Annotated in this window: 15 protein-coding genes; 10 read left to right on the plus strand and 5 right to left on the minus strand. The window is 61.8% G+C overall.

Annotated elements, in window-relative coordinates:
- Positions 1 to 14 precede the first annotated feature (14 nt).
- Together J2J98_RS08520 and J2J98_RS08525 are read right to left on the minus strand one after the other, a co-directional pair.
- Complete coding sequence (locus tag J2J98_RS08520; protein ID WP_207602836.1) at positions 15 to 1019, minus strand: ketopantoate reductase family protein; 1005 nt, start codon at positions 1017 to 1019, stop codon at positions 15 to 17.
- Positions 1020 to 1176: 157 nt separating this feature from the next.
- Positions 1177 to 2028 (minus strand): oxidoreductase, encoded by an 852-nt coding sequence (locus tag J2J98_RS08525; protein ID WP_207602837.1) that lies wholly within the window; start codon positions 2026 to 2028, stop codon positions 1177 to 1179.
- 108 nt (positions 2029 to 2136) lie between these two features.
- Here J2J98_RS08525 and J2J98_RS08530 point away from each other — a divergent pair, with 108 nt between their 5' ends.
- Entirely contained in the window at positions 2137 to 3024 is an 888-nt protein-coding gene (locus J2J98_RS08530; protein WP_207602838.1) for a LysR family transcriptional regulator, read from the plus strand.
- Between the two features lie 12 nt (positions 3025 to 3036).
- Here the strand turns inward: J2J98_RS08530 and J2J98_RS08535 are convergent, their stop codons facing one another.
- The gene (locus J2J98_RS08535; protein WP_064711239.1) at positions 3037 to 3600 is read right to left on the minus strand and encodes a nucleoside 2-deoxyribosyltransferase; all 564 of its coding nucleotides are present in this window, start codon (positions 3598 to 3600) and stop codon (positions 3037 to 3039) included.
- Between the two features lie 353 nt (positions 3601 to 3953).
- Between J2J98_RS08535 and J2J98_RS08540 the strand changes: the two genes are divergently transcribed.
- On the plus strand, positions 3954 to 4928 hold the full coding sequence (locus tag J2J98_RS08540) for an alpha/beta hydrolase (RefSeq protein ID WP_207603102.1): 975 nt from the start codon (positions 3954 to 3956) through the stop codon (positions 4926 to 4928).
- Between the two features lie 31 nt (positions 4929 to 4959).
- On the opposite strand, the gene J2J98_RS08545 is transcribed toward J2J98_RS08540, so the two are convergent.
- Together J2J98_RS08545 and J2J98_RS08550 are read right to left on the minus strand one after the other, a co-directional pair.
- A complete protein-coding gene (locus tag J2J98_RS08545) occupies positions 4960 to 5583 on the minus strand; it encodes a carboxymuconolactone decarboxylase family protein (RefSeq protein WP_138397020.1) in 624 nt (207 codons plus the stop codon).
- A 117-nt stretch (positions 5584 to 5700) separates the two neighbouring features.
- On the minus strand, positions 5701 to 7233 hold the full coding sequence (locus J2J98_RS08550; protein ID WP_207602839.1) for a sensor histidine kinase: 1533 nt from the start codon (positions 7231 to 7233) through the stop codon (positions 5701 to 5703).
- A 399-nt stretch (positions 7234 to 7632) separates the two neighbouring features.
- Here J2J98_RS08550 and J2J98_RS08555 point away from each other — a divergent pair, with 399 nt between their 5' ends.
- The 8 genes from J2J98_RS08555 (at position 7633) to J2J98_RS08590 (ending at position 17139) form a co-directional block, all read left to right on the plus strand.
- Positions 7633 to 8688: a LacI family DNA-binding transcriptional regulator gene (locus J2J98_RS08555; protein ID WP_207602840.1), complete on the plus strand. Its 1056-nt coding sequence runs from the start codon at positions 7633 to 7635 to the stop codon at positions 8686 to 8688.
- A gap of 22 nt (positions 8689 to 8710) precedes the next feature.
- The gene (locus J2J98_RS08560; RefSeq protein WP_207602841.1) at positions 8711 to 10324 is read left to right on the plus strand and encodes an acyl CoA:acetate/3-ketoacid CoA transferase; all 1614 of its coding nucleotides are present in this window, start codon (positions 8711 to 8713) and stop codon (positions 10322 to 10324) included.
- A complete protein-coding gene (locus tag J2J98_RS08565; protein WP_207602842.1) occupies positions 10317 to 11096 on the plus strand; it encodes an enoyl-CoA hydratase/isomerase family protein in 780 nt (259 codons plus the stop codon). The genes J2J98_RS08560 and J2J98_RS08565 overlap by 8 nt, the downstream gene beginning before the upstream one ends.
- Positions 11096 to 12616: an aldehyde dehydrogenase family protein gene (locus J2J98_RS08570; RefSeq protein WP_207602843.1), complete on the plus strand. Its 1521-nt coding sequence runs from the start codon at positions 11096 to 11098 to the stop codon at positions 12614 to 12616. Before J2J98_RS08565 ends, J2J98_RS08570 begins: the two co-directional genes overlap by 1 nt.
- A gap of 88 nt (positions 12617 to 12704) precedes the next feature.
- The gene (locus tag J2J98_RS08575; protein WP_207602844.1) at positions 12705 to 13967 is read left to right on the plus strand and encodes an ABC transporter substrate-binding protein; all 1263 of its coding nucleotides are present in this window, start codon (positions 12705 to 12707) and stop codon (positions 13965 to 13967) included.
- A gap of 131 nt (positions 13968 to 14098) precedes the next feature.
- Entirely contained in the window at positions 14099 to 15052 is a 954-nt protein-coding gene (locus J2J98_RS08580; RefSeq protein WP_064710730.1) for a carbohydrate ABC transporter permease, read from the plus strand.
- On the plus strand, positions 15049 to 16020 hold the full coding sequence (locus J2J98_RS08585) for a carbohydrate ABC transporter permease (protein WP_064710728.1): 972 nt from the start codon (positions 15049 to 15051) through the stop codon (positions 16018 to 16020). Before J2J98_RS08580 ends, J2J98_RS08585 begins: the two co-directional genes overlap by 4 nt.
- A gap of 3 nt (positions 16021 to 16023) precedes the next feature.
- Positions 16024 to 17139 (plus strand): ABC transporter ATP-binding protein, encoded by a 1116-nt coding sequence (locus tag J2J98_RS08590; RefSeq protein WP_207602845.1) that lies wholly within the window; start codon positions 16024 to 16026, stop codon positions 17137 to 17139.
- Positions 17140 to 17146 lie beyond the last annotated feature (7 nt).

Genomic DNA, 17146 nt, shown 5'->3' on the forward strand with positions numbered 1-17146 from the left:
CTTTCTCCTCGCGGTCAGTTGCCGCGCCGGTTTTCCCGATCCAGCTGCGTCACCAGCGCCAGGATCGTCTCCGATACCGGAGTCGGGACGGCAGTCAGGCGTCCGAGCGCAACCAGCATACCCACAAGCGGCGCAATTTCCAGCGCCTTGCCGCCGAGCAAATCCTGCAGCATCGAGGTTCGAACGCCGCCGATGTGGCGCGATTGCTCCAGCCGCTGCTCGACCGACATGGCGAACTGCGCGCCGACCGCATCGCCGACAGCGCGCACTTCCTTCATAACCTTGCTGACCATGTCCATGAGCGCCGGGTCCGCCAGGATATCTGTCATCAGCGCCCGTGTGAGAGCGCTGATCGGGTTGAAGGCGGCGTTGCCCATCAACTTGCTCCAGATTTCACTACGGATGTCCGGCGTGGTCGAGATACTGAGATCGGCGCCGGTCAGCACCGCCGCCACGGCCGCGAGATCGGCAGACATTTCGCCGGAGGGCTCGCCAAGCACCAAGCGACCTTTGTGGGAAAGCCGGATCTCACCCGGGCTGACAACTTCCGCGCCTTGATAGGCGACGCAGCCGATCACGCGTTCCGGTCCGATCAGCCGCCAGAGCCCGCCGCCGGGATCGAGCTCGTCGAATTGCAGCTCCGCATGTCCGCTCCTTGTATCACGATGGAAATACCACCACGGAATGCCGTTCAGGATCATGACGACGCGGGTGCCCTGCTTGAGCAGGGCGGCGATCCCCTCGGCGGCGAGCGGCAACTGATGCCCCTTGAGGCCAGTGATGACGAGGTCCTGCGCCGGCAATGTTTTCGGATCTTCGGTTGCGGTCACGCGCACCGTGAGTGGGGTTTCCGCATCGGCCTCCCGCAGGCTGAGGCCGTCGCGGCGAATCGCATCGAGATGCGCCCCGCGTGCGACGACGGAGACATCGATGTCGCTATCTTCCCTGCTTGCGAGCTTGGCGGCGATGGCGCCGCCAAGGGCTCCGGCACCATAAATACAGATGGTCTTGATGGACATGCGTTGCCTCTTCACGGGTCACGGTCTGACTTACATCTAGGCCATTGCCGGCGAGAGGCGAATGCCAATTTGCCGCAATGCGTTCTTTCCATCATCTCGATGGTGCAGTCGCCGCATGCGGAAATCCGGATGCGGCGCCGGCATCGGTCTTGGCTGCTCAGGCCCCAGCCGTTGCGTCCCTGCTAAAATCGGTGGAGACGGCAAGCTCGCGCCAGACCGACAGCTCCTTTTCGACACTCGCGTTCTGCGCCTCGATCATGGCGACCGTGTCGCTGCCGAACGGCATGCGCAGCGGCGGGTTGACCGAGTTGACCATCGTCATGATGCCGGCAGCGAGCTTGGCTGGGTTGCCGGGCTGGGCGTGGTTGGCGTCGGCGGCGAAATTGCGCATTTCTCCGGCCGGCGTGCCTTCGTAATCGGCGATGGAGGCAGGGCTTATTGCCAGCGAGGTGTCGGCGAGGAAGTCCGTGCGGAAAAAGCCGGGCTCGACGATCGTCACCTTGATGCCGAAAGGTTCGAGTTCGGCGGCCATGGATTCCGACAGCCCCTCGACGGCGAATTTGGTCGAGCTATAGACGCCCCAGCCAGGATAGCCGAAATAGCCGCCGATCGAGGAGAAGTTCAGGATATGGCCGGAACGCTGGCGGCGCATATAGGGCAGCACGGCGCGTGTCACCTTCAGGAGACCGAAGACATTGGTGGCATAGATCTTTTCGATCTCTTCGGCTGTGGCTTCCTCGACGGCGCCGAGCAGGCCGTACCCGGCGTTATTGGCCAGAACATCGATACGGCCGAAGCGGGCGACGCCGGCGGCCGCAGCCTCCTTAGCCTGTGCCTCGTCGGTTACGTCGAGGGCGACGGCCAGCAGGTTCGGATGGTCCCCGAACTGCTCGATGATGGTCTTGGGGTTACGCGCGGTTGCGATGACAGCATCGCCCGCTGCAAGCGCTTCCTTGGTCATCAGCGCGCCGAAGCCGCGGGATGCACCAGTGATGAACCAGACTTTCATGACGAATTCCTTTCGTTGATGTCGCATCTGACGAAAGCGAATTTGACCGAAATCCCGATGATGTATAAGATTCGTTATTAAAGAAACTATGATGAGCACAATTCATCAATGCGTGCGACCGAACTTTCCGAACTGGCGGCCTTCGCAGCCGTGGCGAGGCATAAGAGTTTCCGCAAAGCAGGGGAGGAGCGGGGCGTCACAGCATCTGCCGTCAGCCATGCCGTGCTCAATCTGGAAGACCGAATTGGGATCCGCCTGCTCAACCGTACGACACGCAGCGTTTCGCTTACGGATGCCGGCGAACTCCTGATCTCACATCTGGCGCCGGCTTTCGGGGACATGGCGGCCGCGCTCGATGCGTTGAACCGCTACCGCGACACACCGTTCGGCAGGGTGAGGATCAACGTGCCGAACTCGATCGGTCCCTTCGTCATCGGCCGTGTCATCGCCCCGTTGCTTCAACGCAATCCCAATTTGCAGCTGGAAATCAACGCGACCGACAGGCTGGTCGACATCGTCGAGGAAGGTTTTGATGCCGGCATCCGTTTCGGCGAGCGCGTCACTGAAGGTATGATCGCCTTGCGCATAAAGCCGCGCATCCGCCTGGTCGTCGTCGGTTCACCAGCCTATTTCGAGAGGCGCCCGAAGCCGCAAACGCCTTACGACCTCAAGCGCCACCTCTGCATCCAGAACATGTTTCCCTCCGGTGCACGTTATGCCTGGGAATTCGAGAAGGATGGTCAGACGGTGAGTTTCCAGCCGACCGGACCGCTTTCGCTCGATGATCACGAGCTGATGATGCAGGCAGCGCTCGGCGGCGTCGGCCTTACCTATATCTGGGAACCTCGCGTCGAAAAAGCCATAACCGACGGCGAACTCATCCAGGTGCTCGATGACTGGTGTCAGCCGGAGGAACCGCTCTATCTCTACTATCCGAGCCGCCGCCACATGTCTGCGGGCTTCAGGGCGGTGATCGATGCGATCAGGGCGGAGTGAAAGAGCCCAATCCTACCCGCGCATGCCGGCGATGGTCTGAAGCGCCTGAAAATAAACCGTCAGGTCACGGGCAGGATCCGCCGGCAGGGCGGTCGCACGGAATACCTTACCTCCTGCCGCATCGATTCCTCCGTCGATCATCAGGTTGTCGGCCATGCCGTGGTTTTCGATTGCGATGCCATCAGGTCCGCGTGGGCGTCCGCTCGTCTCATCGATCTCCATTCCCGCATACCAGATCGAGCGGACGCGCAGCCCATAGTCGTCGGGGTGGTTGGTATAGGCGAAGACAGATTTTCCGAGAGCAATCATGAAGCCGATCTCATAGACCGTGCCCGGATCGGCGCTGACGCCCCGAAAGGGAGTGATATTGGCGAGGCAGATCTCGGCCCGGCGCATGGCGACGTCGTTGCGGGCGTAGATCTCCGCAGCCGTCAGCTTTATCGGCGTCTGGTTTTCATCGCTGCCGGGACCGGTCGGTTCGAACCCGAACTGACGCGCCAATCGGCGTTTTTCGGCCATGATGGGCAGTGCATCGGGAAGAAAGACTTCTGGGCCGGCAAGGTAAATGGTGGTCATCGGTATCCTTCATTCCTACGGGAGCCGCAGCACGGGAGTTGAGGGTGGGGCGGAGCCTATTTCCGATGGAAGCCTGGCCGATGGCAAGCCGCGCCGGCAGCGATTTCGAATTTTCCAAGGACAGTCCGATCTGCCCGCTGCGGGCGGGCAACTGCCGCGTTTTCCGGCTTCCGGCTGTTCGCCGGCGACGTGAAAAAGCGGAAGGTTGCGCTCGTCACCCTTTTGACTCCGGTGGGCGAAGCGGCCAAAGATACGCCTATCGGCAGCATGACCGGGAGAGATTCATGAAGGGGCGGATTTTGTCGAATGCTGATCGAAGAGCGCCGAAGCGGCTCGGATATCTGTTTCCCGCCTTGGCCGCGTTGATCCTATCGGCACCGGTGGCGCTGGGACAGGATATCGGACCGCAGAGTCAGTCCTCGCGTGCGCAGGTCGAAAAACTGGTCGGCCTCTGGAAGGAGCACTTTGCCGGCGCCGACAGCCTGCAAGAGCGCAGGGCGGCTTTCGCCCGGCTGATGGAAACAATGCCGGGGCCGACGCGCATCCAGGTCCGGCAGGTCGATGCCGACGGCGTGGATGGCGAACTGATGTGGCCCGCCCGGCTTCACCACCCGATCGGTAAAAGGGTGATTCTCTACATTCATGGCGGCGGCTTTTCCGGCGGTTCCGTCCGCACGCACGGCTTGTTCGCCGGTTCGCTCGCCAAGGCCGCATCCAGCGACGTGCTTCTGATCAATTATCGGCTGATGCCGGAATATACCTATCCCGCCCAGATCAACGACGCGCTGACCGCCTATCGCTGGCTTCTCGACAACGGCTACCGCAATGAGAATGTCATCGTGGCAGGCGACGGCGCCGGTGGCAATATCGCGCTCGAGACGGTGCTGCGGCAGAGGCAGGCGGCGAAACCGCTGCCAGCGGCCGTTATTGCGCTGAGCCCAATCACCGACCTTGCCGCGACGGGCGGATCGATGACGGCCAATGCCGGCAGCGATCCGCTGGTCGATAAGGCGTGGATCGAGACTTTGCGCAAGACCTATCTCGGCAGCCGGCCTGCGACTGATCCTCAGGCTTCACCGCTTTATGCCGACATGAGCGGCTTTCCGCCGCTATTGCTGCAGGTCGGCTCCGGCGAAGCCCTGCTTGACGATACGCTACGCCTTGCCGACAAAGCGCGCCGCGAGGGCGTGGATGTCACCACCGAGGTCTGGCCGGGCATGCCGCATCAGTGGCAGCTGTTCCCCGCGCTGCTCGACGATGCTGATCGCTCCAGTCAGAATATTGCTGAATTTGCGGCCCGGCACTTTGCCGATAAGCCGGAAGAGTAGGGGCACAGCCGCCGGCTTCACCCCGTCACGATTATTGGGATGCGCCGCTCGCTGGTGAAGGCACTAGAGGCCGCTCGACCTCCCGGCCGACACTAAGCGCCCTTCGCACATTTGGCTCCAGCCGTTCGATATAGGCGTGGTCGGGAGCAGCGCCGAGCGCATCCAGCATTTTCGAGAAGAAACACCGGGCCGCTGTGGCGGCCGTGACATCGAAAATTTCGGCGTCGCTCAGCCCGTGTTTCTTCAACCCGTCTATATCCTGCTGCGTGATCGATGTCGCATCGCGCGCCACCTTCGCCGCAAAGGCCATGATCGCGCGCTCGCAGGCATCGATCGGCGCCCTTTGCGTCTCGTTGACAACAGCCGTCAGCCCGTCGTTGGTAAAACCCTCCCGCAGCAGCACGGAACCGTGCGCTAGCATGCAATAGGAGGATTTGAGCTCCTTGGCCGCCGCCAGCGTCACCAATTCGTAGCGCCTGAGGCTCATGTGATTGCGAATGCTCGAAAGCAGCCCTACCCAGCTCTCCATCACCTCCGGCCGGTGGCCGAAGGCACGGTACATGTTCGGCAGATAACCATAATTCGCCTCGGCCGACGCGTACATCGACGACGTCTTCTCGCTGGCGGATGCGTCGGGGGTGTGAATGAAAGCCATGGCATGGTCCTCCTCTATTGCGAGAAGGATAGGGTAGATATGCCGGACAGCAATCCTGGCCGATCAGTTCGAGAACGAGCGACGGCCGTGCAGGACGCTGTTCAAACGTCCGAACGATTAGGCAACGTCTTTGCGGACAGAAACGCCAGGTGCTCTCTTGATGGGGAGAGTCACGGTGAACGTGGATCCACACCCTCTTGCACTTCGCACCTCTATCGAGCCCTGGTGCAGCTCGACGATCTGCTTCACAAGATTGAGGCCGATACCGGTTCCTGCAATCCCGGTCGAGGTCCGCGCGCGGAAATAACGCTGAAACAACCGGGGCAGGTCTTCAGCGTCGATCCCCACGCCGTCGTCGCTGATCGCAACCTTGACGTTGCCCGTATCCTCCCATGCCGCAACACGAATTTCCGATCTTCCCGGCGCATATTTCACCGCATTCGAGAGCAGGTTGGTAAAGACCTGGCCTAAGCTGCGGGGATCGGCATCGATGAATTCCGGCAGCCCGTCTATGTCAAGAACGAAGCCATGCGTCTTCGAGATTGCCGATTGCCGCTCGCAGCAGGTTCTGATCAACGCTCCCAGGGCGCACTCGTCGTAACTGATATCGATCTTTCCGGTATCGAGGCGTCCGTCTGACAGGACGCTCTCCATGAGATCGACGATCCGGCTTACCGATGCACGGATCTGTTCGACCTTGTCGTTGAGAAATTCGGGCTCGACCGCGCCTCCCTTCCGCAGCAGCCGCTGAGCGGCAGCATCGATGATCGCGAGTGGAGTGCGGAATTCATGTGATGCCATTGCCACGAACTGCCGCTGCAATTGGTTGATGTTTCGCTCCTGCGAGAGCATTCGCTCAAGCTCGCGCGCCTGCCGCTCGACCTCCGCCGTACGGCTTTGCACCGTGATTTCGAGCTGATCATGATGGTGACGCAGCTCTTCTGCGAGCCGCACCGTCCTGGTGACGTCCTCGTGGGTCGCCACATATCCGCCGTTCTGCATGGGATTGTGGGTGATTTTGATGATGCGCCCATCGCTGAGCGCGATGTTCTGGCTCGCCGGGGCGCCGCGTGCCGTCGCTTCGAAGACGACGTCAAAATAGGTGGCAGTGTCGGCCGGACCATTTCCCTGCCGGCTCCGATAGGCCAGGATGTCCACCAGCGGCGTTCCAGGCTGCGTCAGAAAATCCGGCAGATCGTACATCCTTGCATAGGATGCGTTGCACAATATCAGCTTCTTCTCGGAGTCGAACATGCACAACCCATGCGGCATATTGCTGAGGGCTGCGTCGAACCGGCGATGCTGTTCGGTCAGATTATGTTCCGCGCGGATATGGGTCGAGATGTCTTCATAGCTTAGGATCCAGCTTCCATTTCTCGAGGGAGCGCAGGTCAGTGAAATCATCCGTCCATCAGGCAGCGCAAATTGCGAGGTGTTCTGCCTGCCGATCGTCAGCCGTGAACAAGCGGCTGCACGGCAGTCGGCGGTGCCGGGCAAGCCGTCGATATTCATTCCTCTGCGCAGAGCGCCATCGGGGAGGCCGAGAATATCAAGCGTGCGGGAATTGAAAGCCGTTACCGTATTGGCAGAATCAAGGAGAACAATGCCCTGCGGCAGGTTCTCCAGAATGGCTTCAAACGAATGCGGCATTTCCGGCCCCGCTTTGGATCTGGCACTTCCCCTATCCCTAGCATTGGCCACAAACGATAAAGTTTCGCTAATGACCCCAGTCGCGAGTTCCTTGAGAGCAATTCTAGCAAAACTCGGTCGCGATTCTGCGTCAGACTATTGGATTCACGACAGGTGCCGCGATTGATCTCGGACTTTGAGAGTCGGAGATTTCGCAGGCTAGTCCGAGCCGCAACGTTGGGAAAATTTGTCGGGACGACGCCATCGTTTAAATCGTTCCAAAAGATAAAGCGCGCGCTCACGACGTCATGATGAGAGGGAAAGCTCAATAAAAGGCGGCTTTAAATGAAACTGGCCCTTGACACATTTGGAACGTTCCAAATAATAGGCGTCAGTCGACGATGACGTCGGGAGGGCGAAGTGACAAAGAACCGGGTGACCGTCATCGACATTGCGAAGGCCGCTGGCGTTTCCAAGTCGACGGTGTCGCTGGTGCTGCAGGGTTCCTCTCTCGTCAACGAGGGAACGCGCGCAAAGGTCAATGCCGTGATGCGGGAGCTCGGCTACGTCTACAACCGCGGCGCAGCCAATCTCCGGCAGGCGAGTGGAAAATCGAGGATCATCGGTGTCGTCGTGAACGATCTGACGAACAGCTTCTTTGCGGAGCTGGCGGTCGGGGTCGATATGGTCGTTCAGTCGGCCGGTTTCGTGCAGTTCCTGTCGAATACCGGAGAGAGCATCGACAGGCAGCGCGAGGTTGTCGCATCGATGCGCGAACATGGCATTTCGGGCCTGATCGTCTCGCCAGCGCGCGCCACCGATGCCGCCGACTTCAAGCCGCTGGTCGCAGCAGGGATTCCTGTCGTGGTGGTCGTGCGAAACCTGCCTGGCGCCAAGGTCTCATCCATAGTTTCCGACAACCGGGCCGGCATGATGTCAGCCGTTCAGCATTTGATGGGTCTCGGTCATAAGCGCATCGCATTTCTCGGCGGCTTTCCCGATACCGCTGTCTTCGATGACCGCCTTGCCGGTTACCGCAGCGGAATAGAGGCGGCCGGGCTAAGCTACGACGAGGCACTCGTCATCTCGTCCGCCCCGTCGCGAGCGGGCGGCGTGGACGCGATCGGAAGAGCGACTGCTCTTGGCGATCGGCCCACCGCAGCCGTCTGCTTCAACGATGCCGTCGCCTTCGGTGTTTGCGACGGATTGCGCGCGCGCCGTCTGGAACCGGGCGCCGACTTTGCCGTCGTCGGTTTCGACGATGTCATCGAGGCTCAGGCGGCGGTTCCCGCGCTGACGACGGTCTCGGTCGATCCGCAGGGCATCGGGCGCCGCGGCGCACAGATGCTCCTCAAGCAGATCAACGCCGGCAAGGCCGAAGCAGAGATGGTGACGACAGCTGTTCGGCTGGTCGTCCGCGAAAGCTGCGGAGCCGGCACAGCCGCGCCGGCGAGGGCAGGCAGAGCCGGAAATTGAAACAAGGTTCGAAGTGACGCACATGAACAAGCATCTCTCACCAGCCGAAGCGGCGGCACTGATCCCGGACGGCGCCGTTGTCACGGTGTCGTCGTCAAGCGGTTTAGGCTGCCCTGACCTGATGCTGAAGGCGATCGGCGAGCGTTTCGATGCGACCGGCCATCCCCGTCACATTACCACCCTTCACCCGATTGCCGCCGGCGATATGAGCGGCATCAAGGGCGTCGACTATATCGCCAGGAAAGGTCTGCTCAAGCGCATCATCGGCGGTTCCTATCCCTCAGGCCCATCCTCGGCCGAGCCGCCGTTGATCTGGCAGATGATCACCAATAATGAGATCCCGGCCTATAATATTCCGTCCGGCATCCTGTTCGACATTCATCGCGAAGCCGCTGCAAAGCGCCCGGGTGTCCTGACCAAGGTCGGTATCGACACCTTCGTCGATCCGCAGCAGCAGGGCTGCGCGATGAACCCCCTCGCTTCGGACGATCCGGTGGTCAGGCGCGTCAGCTTCGAGGGCGAGGACTGGCTGTTCTTCCCCTCGATCGTGCCGCAGGTCGCCATCATCCGCGCCACGACAGCCGACGAGCGCGGCAATCTTACATATGAACATGAAGGCGCCTATCTCGGCGGTCTCGACCAGGCGCTTGCCGCCCGCAATAATGGCGGCATCGTCATCGCGCAGGTCAAGCGGATCACCAAGGAGGGCTCGCTGAAACCGCATGACGTCCGCGTGCCGGGAATGCTGGTCGACTATGTGATCGTTGATCCCGATCAGAAGCAGACGACGCAGACTGGGTACGACCCGGCAATATCGGGCGAGATCTTCCGGCCGCTCGATAGCTTCAGCGTTCCGGAATTCAATGTCCAGAAGGTCATAGCGCGCCGCGTCGCGCAGGAATTGGAGGCTGGGAGCTGCGTCAATCTGGGCTTCGGAATATCGGCCAATGTGCCGCGGATTCTGCTGGAGGAGGGGCTTCACGGCGCCGTCACCTGGGTCATCGAGCAGGGTGCGGTCGGCGGCGTGCCGCTGCTCGACTTCGCCTTCGGTTGCGCCTCCAACGCCGACGCCTACATGCCGTCGCCTTACCAGTTTACCTATTTCCAGGGCGCTGGTTTCGATGCCTCGCTCCTGTCCTTCCTTGAAATCGGAAAGGACGGCTCGGTCAACGTCTCGAAGCTGTCGTTCCGGCCGCATGTCACCGCCGGCGCCGGAGGCTTCGTCGACATCACGGCGCGGGCAAAGAAGATCGTCTTTTCCGGCATGTTCAACGCCGGCGCGAAGCTTTCGATCGCCGATGGGGCTCTCGTCATTGAAAAAGAAGGCAAGCTGAAGAAGTTGGTGAACGAGGTCGAACACGTCACCTTCAGCGGCAGGCGGGCGATCGAGCAGGGACAGGACATCACCTATGTCACCGAGCGGTGCGTGATGAAGCTGACGCGCGACGGCATCGTGCTGACCGAGATCGCGCCCGGCGTCGATCTTCAGGCCCAGATCCTCGACCAGTCCGACTTCCGGCTGATCGTCGCGCCCGATCTGAAGGTGATGGACGCGGCACTCTTCCGGGAGCCAAGCATTGGCCTGTCGCTTCCGGCAAAGAGGGCACGGGCGCTGGAGGGCATTTTCCATGGCTAGCGGCACAGTCAGGGTCGACATTGAAGGCCACGTGGCAACGCTGACGATCTCTCGGCCGGAGAAGCTGAACGCGCTCGATCTCGACATGCTGAAAGCTTTGATGGAGGCGGCCGACGCGGTGGAGGCGAACCCGAATGTGCGCGCTGCCGTTCTCACCGGCGAAGGAAAGGGCTTTTCCGCCGGAGGCGATATCAGGGCCTGGGGCGGAATGCAGCCGCAGGAATTCGGTCACGCCTGGGTTCGCCACGGCCATCGTATCTTCGAAAGACTGGCGACGCTCAGGGTGCCACTGGTCGCGGCCCTGAATGGCCACGCCCTCGGAGGCGGGCTCGAATTGGCGGGCGTTGCCGACATTCGTCTCGCCGAAGAACACATTAAGATCGGCCTGCCGGAGACCGGCCTTGGAATGGTGCCGGGCTGGTCCGGCACCCAACGTCTTGTGCGCCGGTTCGGCGCGCAGGTCGTCCGGCGCATGGCGCTCGGCGGCGAGATATTCACCGCCGAAGAGGCCCATCTGCTCGGCATCGTCGACGCGGTCGTTCCGACAGGAAATTCGCTCGCTGCCGCCAGGGAATATGCCGCAGGGATTGCTGCGAGGGGACCGGCTGCCATCGAGATCGTCAAATTGATGATCGCGTCGGCGAACGGTGAGGACAATGGAACCGCGGTCGAAGCCTTGGGCTCGATCCTCGCCGCCAAGACCGGTGATCTGAAAGAGGGCGTCGCGTCGTTCAGCGAGAAGCGCCCGGCAACGTTCAAGGGAGAATGGTAATGACGGTGCTCGTCAGCCCCACCGCGCTGAGCGATCATAGAGCGCGCGATTTCAGCATGTTTATCGATGGCAGATGGGAGGCCGGTGCCTCCGATCCGATCGAACGTGTCGCGCCGAGCCACGGCGTCGTAGTCAGCCGTTTCCCAACCGGCAGCAGAAAGGACGCCGAGCGCGCCATCTCCGCCGCACGCAAGGCCTTCGATTTTGGGCCGTGGCCGCGAATGACCGCCTCCGAACGTTCCGCCATCCTTCTGAAGGCGGCTGATCTGATCGCCGCGCGTGCGGAAGAACTCGCATTTCTTGACGCCATTGAGGCAGGAAAGCCGATCACGCAGGTGCGCGGAGAAATTGCAGGTTCCGTCGACATATGGCGTTATGCGGCGGCTCTTGCTCGTGACCTCCACGGCGAAAGCTACAACACGCTTGGGGACGGCACACTCGGCGTCGTTCTGCGCGAGGCGATCGGCGTGGTGTCGATCATCACGCCCTGGAATTTTCCGTTCCTGATCGTCGGCCAGAAGCTGCCGTTCGCCCTGGCCGCAGGCTGCACGACCGTCGTCAAGCCCTCAGAATTGACATCTGGATCGACTCTCGTGCTCGGTGAAATCCTGCAGGAAGCAGGCATTCCGGATGGCGTCGTCAACATTGTCACCGGCACGGGACCTGAAGTCGGTGCGGTCATGACGTCTCATCCCGAGGTTGACATGGTCTCCTTCACCGGCTCGACCGGCGTCGGCAAGCTGACGATGTCGAATGCTGCGCAAACGCTGAAGAAGGTCTCTCTGGAACTGGGCGGCAAGAACCCGCAGATCGTATTCCCGGATGCCGATCTCGACGCCTTCATCGATGCCGCAGTCTTCGGCGCATATTTCAATGCCGGCGAGTGCTGCAATGCCGGCTCGCGGCTGATCCTTCACAAATCTATCGCCGCCGATGTCGTCGCACGCATCGCCGAATTGTCTAAGAGTGTGAAGGTCGGTGATCCCCTCGATCCTCAGACGCAGGTCGGCGCGATCATCACGCCGCAGCATCTGGAGAAGATATCGGGATATGTCGCCGGCGCCAGGAGCAGCGGCGCCCGGATCGCGCATGGCGGCGAGGCGCTCGACCTCGGCATGGGGCAGTTCATGTCGCCGACCATCCTCGAAGCGGTCACGCCTGATATGGCGGTGGCACGCGAGGAGGTCTTTGGTCCTGTACTGTCGGTCCTGACGTTCGAAACGACTGCTGAAGCCATCGGGATCGCCAATTCCATCGATTACGGCCTCTCGGCCGGTGTCTGGAGCCGTGATTTCGATACTTGCCTGTCGGTCGGCCGGGCGGTGCGGGCGGGAACGGTCTGGATGAACACCTTCATGGACGGCGCCCCTGAGCTGCCCTTCGGCGGTTACAAGCAGAGCGGCCTCGGCCGCGAGCTCGGCCGCCACGCGGTCGAGGACTACACGGAGACCAAGACGCTGAACATGCATATCGGCAAACGCACCAACTGGTGGATGCCGCAGACGGAAAGGCCGGCCTGACCGGCAGCGAAACTGCGCCCGAGGAGGGCGGGTGATTGATGCGGGAATGGGTTCCGCATCGTCCAAAATTGAACTGGGAGGTTCTGTAATGGGTAGGTTTCTGACAACGACTGCCGCGATCGCATTGGCTCTGGCCGGCGCCGGCGTGTCCGCACGCGCTGCCGACGTTAAGGAAGTTCAGATGCTTCACTGGTGGACGTCAGGGGGCGAGGCAGCTGCTTTGAACGTCTTGAAGGAGGATCTTTCGAAGGAAGGGTTTGCCTGGAAGGACGTTCCGGTTGCCGGCGGCGGCGGTGATGCGGCGATGACGGCGCTGAAGGCGATGGTTGCGGCGGGCACCTATCCGACGGCCTCGCAGATGCTGGGTTATACCGTGCTCGACTATGCCGAGGCCGGCGTCATGGGCGATCTGACGGCGACGGCCAAGAAGGAAGGCTGGGACAAGTCGGTGCCGGCCGCACTTCAGAAGTTCTCGGTTTATGACGGCAAGTGGGTTGCCGCCCCGGTCAACGTGCATTCGGTCAACTGGCTGTGGATCAACAAGGCGGTGATGGACAAGATCGGCGGCAGTGAGCCGAAGACCTTCGACGACCTGATCGCGCTGCTCGACAAGGCCAAGGTCGCAGGTGTGATCCCGTTGGCGCTCGGCGGCCAGAACTGGCAGGAAGCGACGATGTTCGATTCCATCGTGCTGTCGACCGGCGGACCGGAGTTCTACAAGAAGGCCTTCAACGATCTCGACGATGAGGCGCTGAAGTCGGACACGATGAAGAAGTCCTTCGACAACCTGGCGAAGATCGTCCAATATGTCGATCCGAACTTCTCCGGCCGCGACTGGAACCTGGCGACCGCCATGGTCATCAAGGGTGACGCGCTGGTGCAGGTGATGGGCGACTGGGCCAAGGGCGAATTCGTCGCCGCCAAGAAGACGCCGGATACCGACTTCCTGTGCTACCGCTTCCCCGGCACCGAAGGCAGCGTCGTCTACAACTCCGACATGTTCGGCATGTTCAACGTTCCCGACGACCGCAAGGCGGCGCAGGTGGCGCTGGCCACCGCAACGCTGTCGAAGAGCTTCCAGTCGGCCTTCAACGTCGTCAAGGGTTCGGTTCCGGCCCGTACCGACGTTCCCGACACCGACTTCGACGCCTGCGGCAAGAAGGGCATTGCCGATCTGAAGGCCGCTAATGAAGGCGGCACGCTGTTCGGTTCGCTTGCCCAGGGCTATGGCGCGCCTCCGGCGATCGCCAATGCCTATAAGGACGTCGTCTCGAAGTTCGTCCACGGCCAGATCAAGAGCTCCGACGAGGCCGTGACCCAGCTGGTCCAGGCGATCGACGACGCCCGCTGAGACCAGGCCGATGAACATGCTTCCCCGCTGGCTTGGCGGGGAAGCTTCAGACCGCATGACGAATAGGTGCGGACCATCATTGCGAGGCTGATGATGTGAGGCCCGATGATGCGAGGGAGGAGATGCATTCGATGAGCACAGTTGCGACCACCGATCCGGTTCTGACGCCGGGGCAGGCGACGCGGATCTCGCTGCGGGGCCGGCTGCAGGATGCGCTGCCGAAGATCGTGCTGGCGCCGAGCTTCGTCATCACGCTGGTCTTCGTCTACGGCTTCATCGCCTGGACGGCCTATCTCTCCTTCACCAATTCCAAGACCTTCCCCTCCTATCAGCTGACCGGGGCGCGCGCCTATCAGCGGCTGTGGCGCTGGACCTTCGAGAGCGATCCGCCGTCCTCCTGGTATACCTCGATCACCAACATGGCGATCTTCGGCTTCCTCTATGTCGGCATCTGCCTGGCGCTCGGCCTGCTGCTCGCCATCCTGCTCGACCAGAAGATCCGCGGCGAGGGCTTGCTCCGGCCGATCTTCCTCTATCCGATGGCGCTTTCCTTCATCGTCACCGGGGTGGCCTGGAAATGGTTCCTCGATCCCGGCCTCGGGCTGGAACAGACGCTGCACCACTTCGGCTGGACGAGCTTCCACTTCGACTGGATCAAGAACAAGGACTTCGTCATCTACACCGTCGTCATCGCCGGTGTCTGGCAGGCGTCCGGCTTCGTCATGGCGATGTTCCTGGCCGGCCTTCGCGGCATCGACGGCGAGATCATGAAGGCGGCTCAGATCGACGGCGCCTCGCCCTTCCAGCTCTACCGCCGCATCGTCATTCCGCTGTTGCGGCCGATCTTCCTGTCGGCCTTCATCGTGCTCGCCCATATGGCGATCAAGTCTTACGACCTGGTGGTGGCGCTGACCTCGGGCGGGCCGGGCGGCTCGGCCTGGCTGCCGTCCAACTTCATGTATGAATACACCTTCAAGCGCAATGAGATGGCCGTCGGCTCGGCCAGCGCCATCATCATGCTGATGACGATCTCGGCGATCATCGTGCCCTATCTCTATTCCGAACTGAAGGAGAAGGCCCGATGAGCAGCCTCACCTCTCCGATCGGCACCTCGTCATCGGCTGCGGCAGCCGCAGGAGTTGAGCGCGGCAACAGCGCCCGCCTGATCGGCCGCATCGTCATCTACGGCCTGCTGGTCCTCTTCGCCATCCTCTATCTGATGCCGCTCTTCGTCATGCTGACGACCTCGTTCAAGACGATGGACGAGATCCAGAGCGGCAACATGCTGGCGCTGCCGCAAGCCCCGACCTTCGAGCCCTGGATCAAGGCCTGGGGCGAGACCTGCGTCGGGCTCACCTGCGCCGGCATCAAGGGCTACTTCTGGAACTCGATCAAGATGGTGGTGCCGGCGGTGGCGATCTCCACCATCCTCGGGGCGCTCAACGGCTATATCCTGACCAAATGGCGCTTTCCCGGCCATACGCTGGTGTTCGGGCTGATGCTGTTTGCCTGCTTCATCCCGTTCCAGTCGGTGCTCCTGCCGATGGCCACCATCCTCGGTTCGCTCGGCCGCTTCGGCATGACGCTGCAGAACGCCACCGGCTTGACCTTCGGCTTCGGCAATCCGACCGTCAACCTGGTCTTCGTCCATGTCGTCTATGGCCTCGGCTTCACCACGCTGTTCTTCCGCAATTTCTACGAGGCTTTCCCGAGCGAGCTGGTGCGCGCCGCCCAGGTCGATGGCGCGAGCTTCTTCCAGATCTTCCGCCGCATCATGCTGCCGAACTCGCTGCCGATCATCGTCGTCACCGTCATCTACCAGTTCACCAACATCTGGAACGACTTCCTGTTCGCCTCGGCTTACGCCGGCACCGGGGATTCCATGCCGATGACGGTGGCGCTCAACAATGTCGTCAACACCTCGACCGGGGTGGTCGAATACAATGTCAACATGGCGGCTGCAATGATCGCGGCCGTTCCCACGCTCATCGTCTATATCCTCGCCGGCCGCTACTTCGTGCGTGGCCTGATGGCGGGCGCAGTCAAAGGGTAAGCCATGGCCTTCCTGGAAATCTCCGGCCTCAGAAAGCGCTTCGGCGCCATCGACATCCTCAAGGGGATCGATCTCGAACTCGAAAAGGGCGGCTTCCTCGTGCTGGTCGGCCCGTCCGGCTGCGGCAAGTCGACCCTGCTCAACACCATCGCCGGGCTGGAGACGGTCACATCAGGCGAGATCAGGATCGACGGGCGCGCCATCAACGGCCTGCACCCTTCCAAGCGCGACATCGCCATGGTGTTCCAGTCCTATGCGCTCTATCCGAACATGACGGTGGCGGGCAACATCGCCTTCGGCATGGAAATCCGCGGCGTGCCGAAGGAGGAGCGGGCCAAGGCGATCAAGCAGGTCTCCGACATGCTGCAGATCGGCCATCTGCTCGACCGCAAGCCGTCGCAGTTGTCCGGCGGCCAGCGTCAGCGCGTCGCCATGGGCCGGGCGCTGGTGCGCAATCCGCAGGTCTTCCTGTTCGACGAGCCGCTCTCCAATCTCGACGCCAAGCTGCGCGTCGACATGCGCACCGAGATCAAGCGGCTGCATCAGCGCATGGGCACCACCTTCGTCTATGTCACCCACGACCAGATCGAGGCGATGACGCTGGCGACCAAGATCGCCGTGCTGAAGGACGGGGTGCTGCAGCAGTTCGGCACGCCGGCCGAGATCTATAACAGCCCGGCCAATCTCTTCGTCGCCGACTTCATGGGATCGCCGGCGATGAACCTGCTCAACGCCACCGTCGAGGCCGGTGCCGCCGGGCTTGCCGTCTCGCTCGAACGGCCGAATGGGGCACCGCTCAGACTGCCTGTCGTCTCCGGCAATCACGGCCTGTCTGCCTATGCCGGCAGGCCAGTGATCTTCGGCATCCGCCCCGAAGCCCTGACCGATCCTGACGGCGCCGACCGCAAGGCGCGCTCGCTGACCGAGGACGATTGCCTGATCGAAGTGGTCGAACCGGCCGGCTCCGACACCTTCGCCGTCACCAAGCTCGGCGGCAAATCCGTCGTCGCCCGCCTGCGCGCCGATGCCGGCATCGCACCAGGCCAGAATACACGCCTCGCATTCAACCTCGACAAGGCGGTGTTCTTCGATCCAGAAACACAGGCGCGGATCGCGTGATGGCCAG

The organism is Rhizobium bangladeshense (assembly GCF_017357245.1).
Classification (GTDB): Bacteria; Pseudomonadota; Alphaproteobacteria; order Rhizobiales; family Rhizobiaceae; genus Rhizobium; species Rhizobium bangladeshense.

Excerpts from the sequence above, each read along its gene's own strand:
- J2J98_RS08520 (WP_207602836.1), bottom strand. The coding sequence starts at position 1,019 with ATGTCCATCAAGACCATCTGTATTTATGGTGCCGGAGCCCTTGGCGGC.
- J2J98_RS08525 (WP_207602837.1), bottom strand. The coding sequence starts at position 2,028 with ATGAAAGTCTGGTTCATCACTGGTGCATCCCGCGGCTTCGGCGCGCTG.
- J2J98_RS08530 (WP_207602838.1), top strand. The coding sequence starts at position 2,137 with ATGCGTGCGACCGAACTTTCCGAACTGGCGGCCTTCGCAGCCGTGGCG.
- J2J98_RS08535 (WP_064711239.1), bottom strand. The coding sequence starts at position 3,600 with ATGACCACCATTTACCTTGCCGGCCCAGAAGTCTTTCTTCCCGATGCA.
- J2J98_RS08545 (WP_138397020.1), bottom strand. The coding sequence starts at position 5,583 with ATGGCTTTCATTCACACCCCCGACGCATCCGCCAGCGAGAAGACGTCG.
- J2J98_RS08550 (WP_207602839.1), bottom strand. The coding sequence starts at position 7,233 with ATGCCGCATTCGTTTGAAGCCATTCTGGAGAACCTGCCGCAGGGCATT.
- J2J98_RS08560 (WP_207602841.1), top strand. The coding sequence starts at position 8,711 with ATGAACAAGCATCTCTCACCAGCCGAAGCGGCGGCACTGATCCCGGAC.
- J2J98_RS08565 (WP_207602842.1), top strand. The coding sequence starts at position 10,317 with ATGGCTAGCGGCACAGTCAGGGTCGACATTGAAGGCCACGTGGCAACG.
- J2J98_RS08570 (WP_207602843.1), top strand. The coding sequence starts at position 11,096 with ATGACGGTGCTCGTCAGCCCCACCGCGCTGAGCGATCATAGAGCGCGC.
- J2J98_RS08575 (WP_207602844.1), top strand. The coding sequence starts at position 12,705 with ATGGGTAGGTTTCTGACAACGACTGCCGCGATCGCATTGGCTCTGGCC.
- J2J98_RS08580 (WP_064710730.1), top strand. The coding sequence starts at position 14,099 with ATGAGCACAGTTGCGACCACCGATCCGGTTCTGACGCCGGGGCAGGCG.
- J2J98_RS08585 (WP_064710728.1), top strand. The coding sequence starts at position 15,049 with ATGAGCAGCCTCACCTCTCCGATCGGCACCTCGTCATCGGCTGCGGCA.
- J2J98_RS08590 (WP_207602845.1), top strand. The coding sequence starts at position 16,024 with ATGGCCTTCCTGGAAATCTCCGGCCTCAGAAAGCGCTTCGGCGCCATC.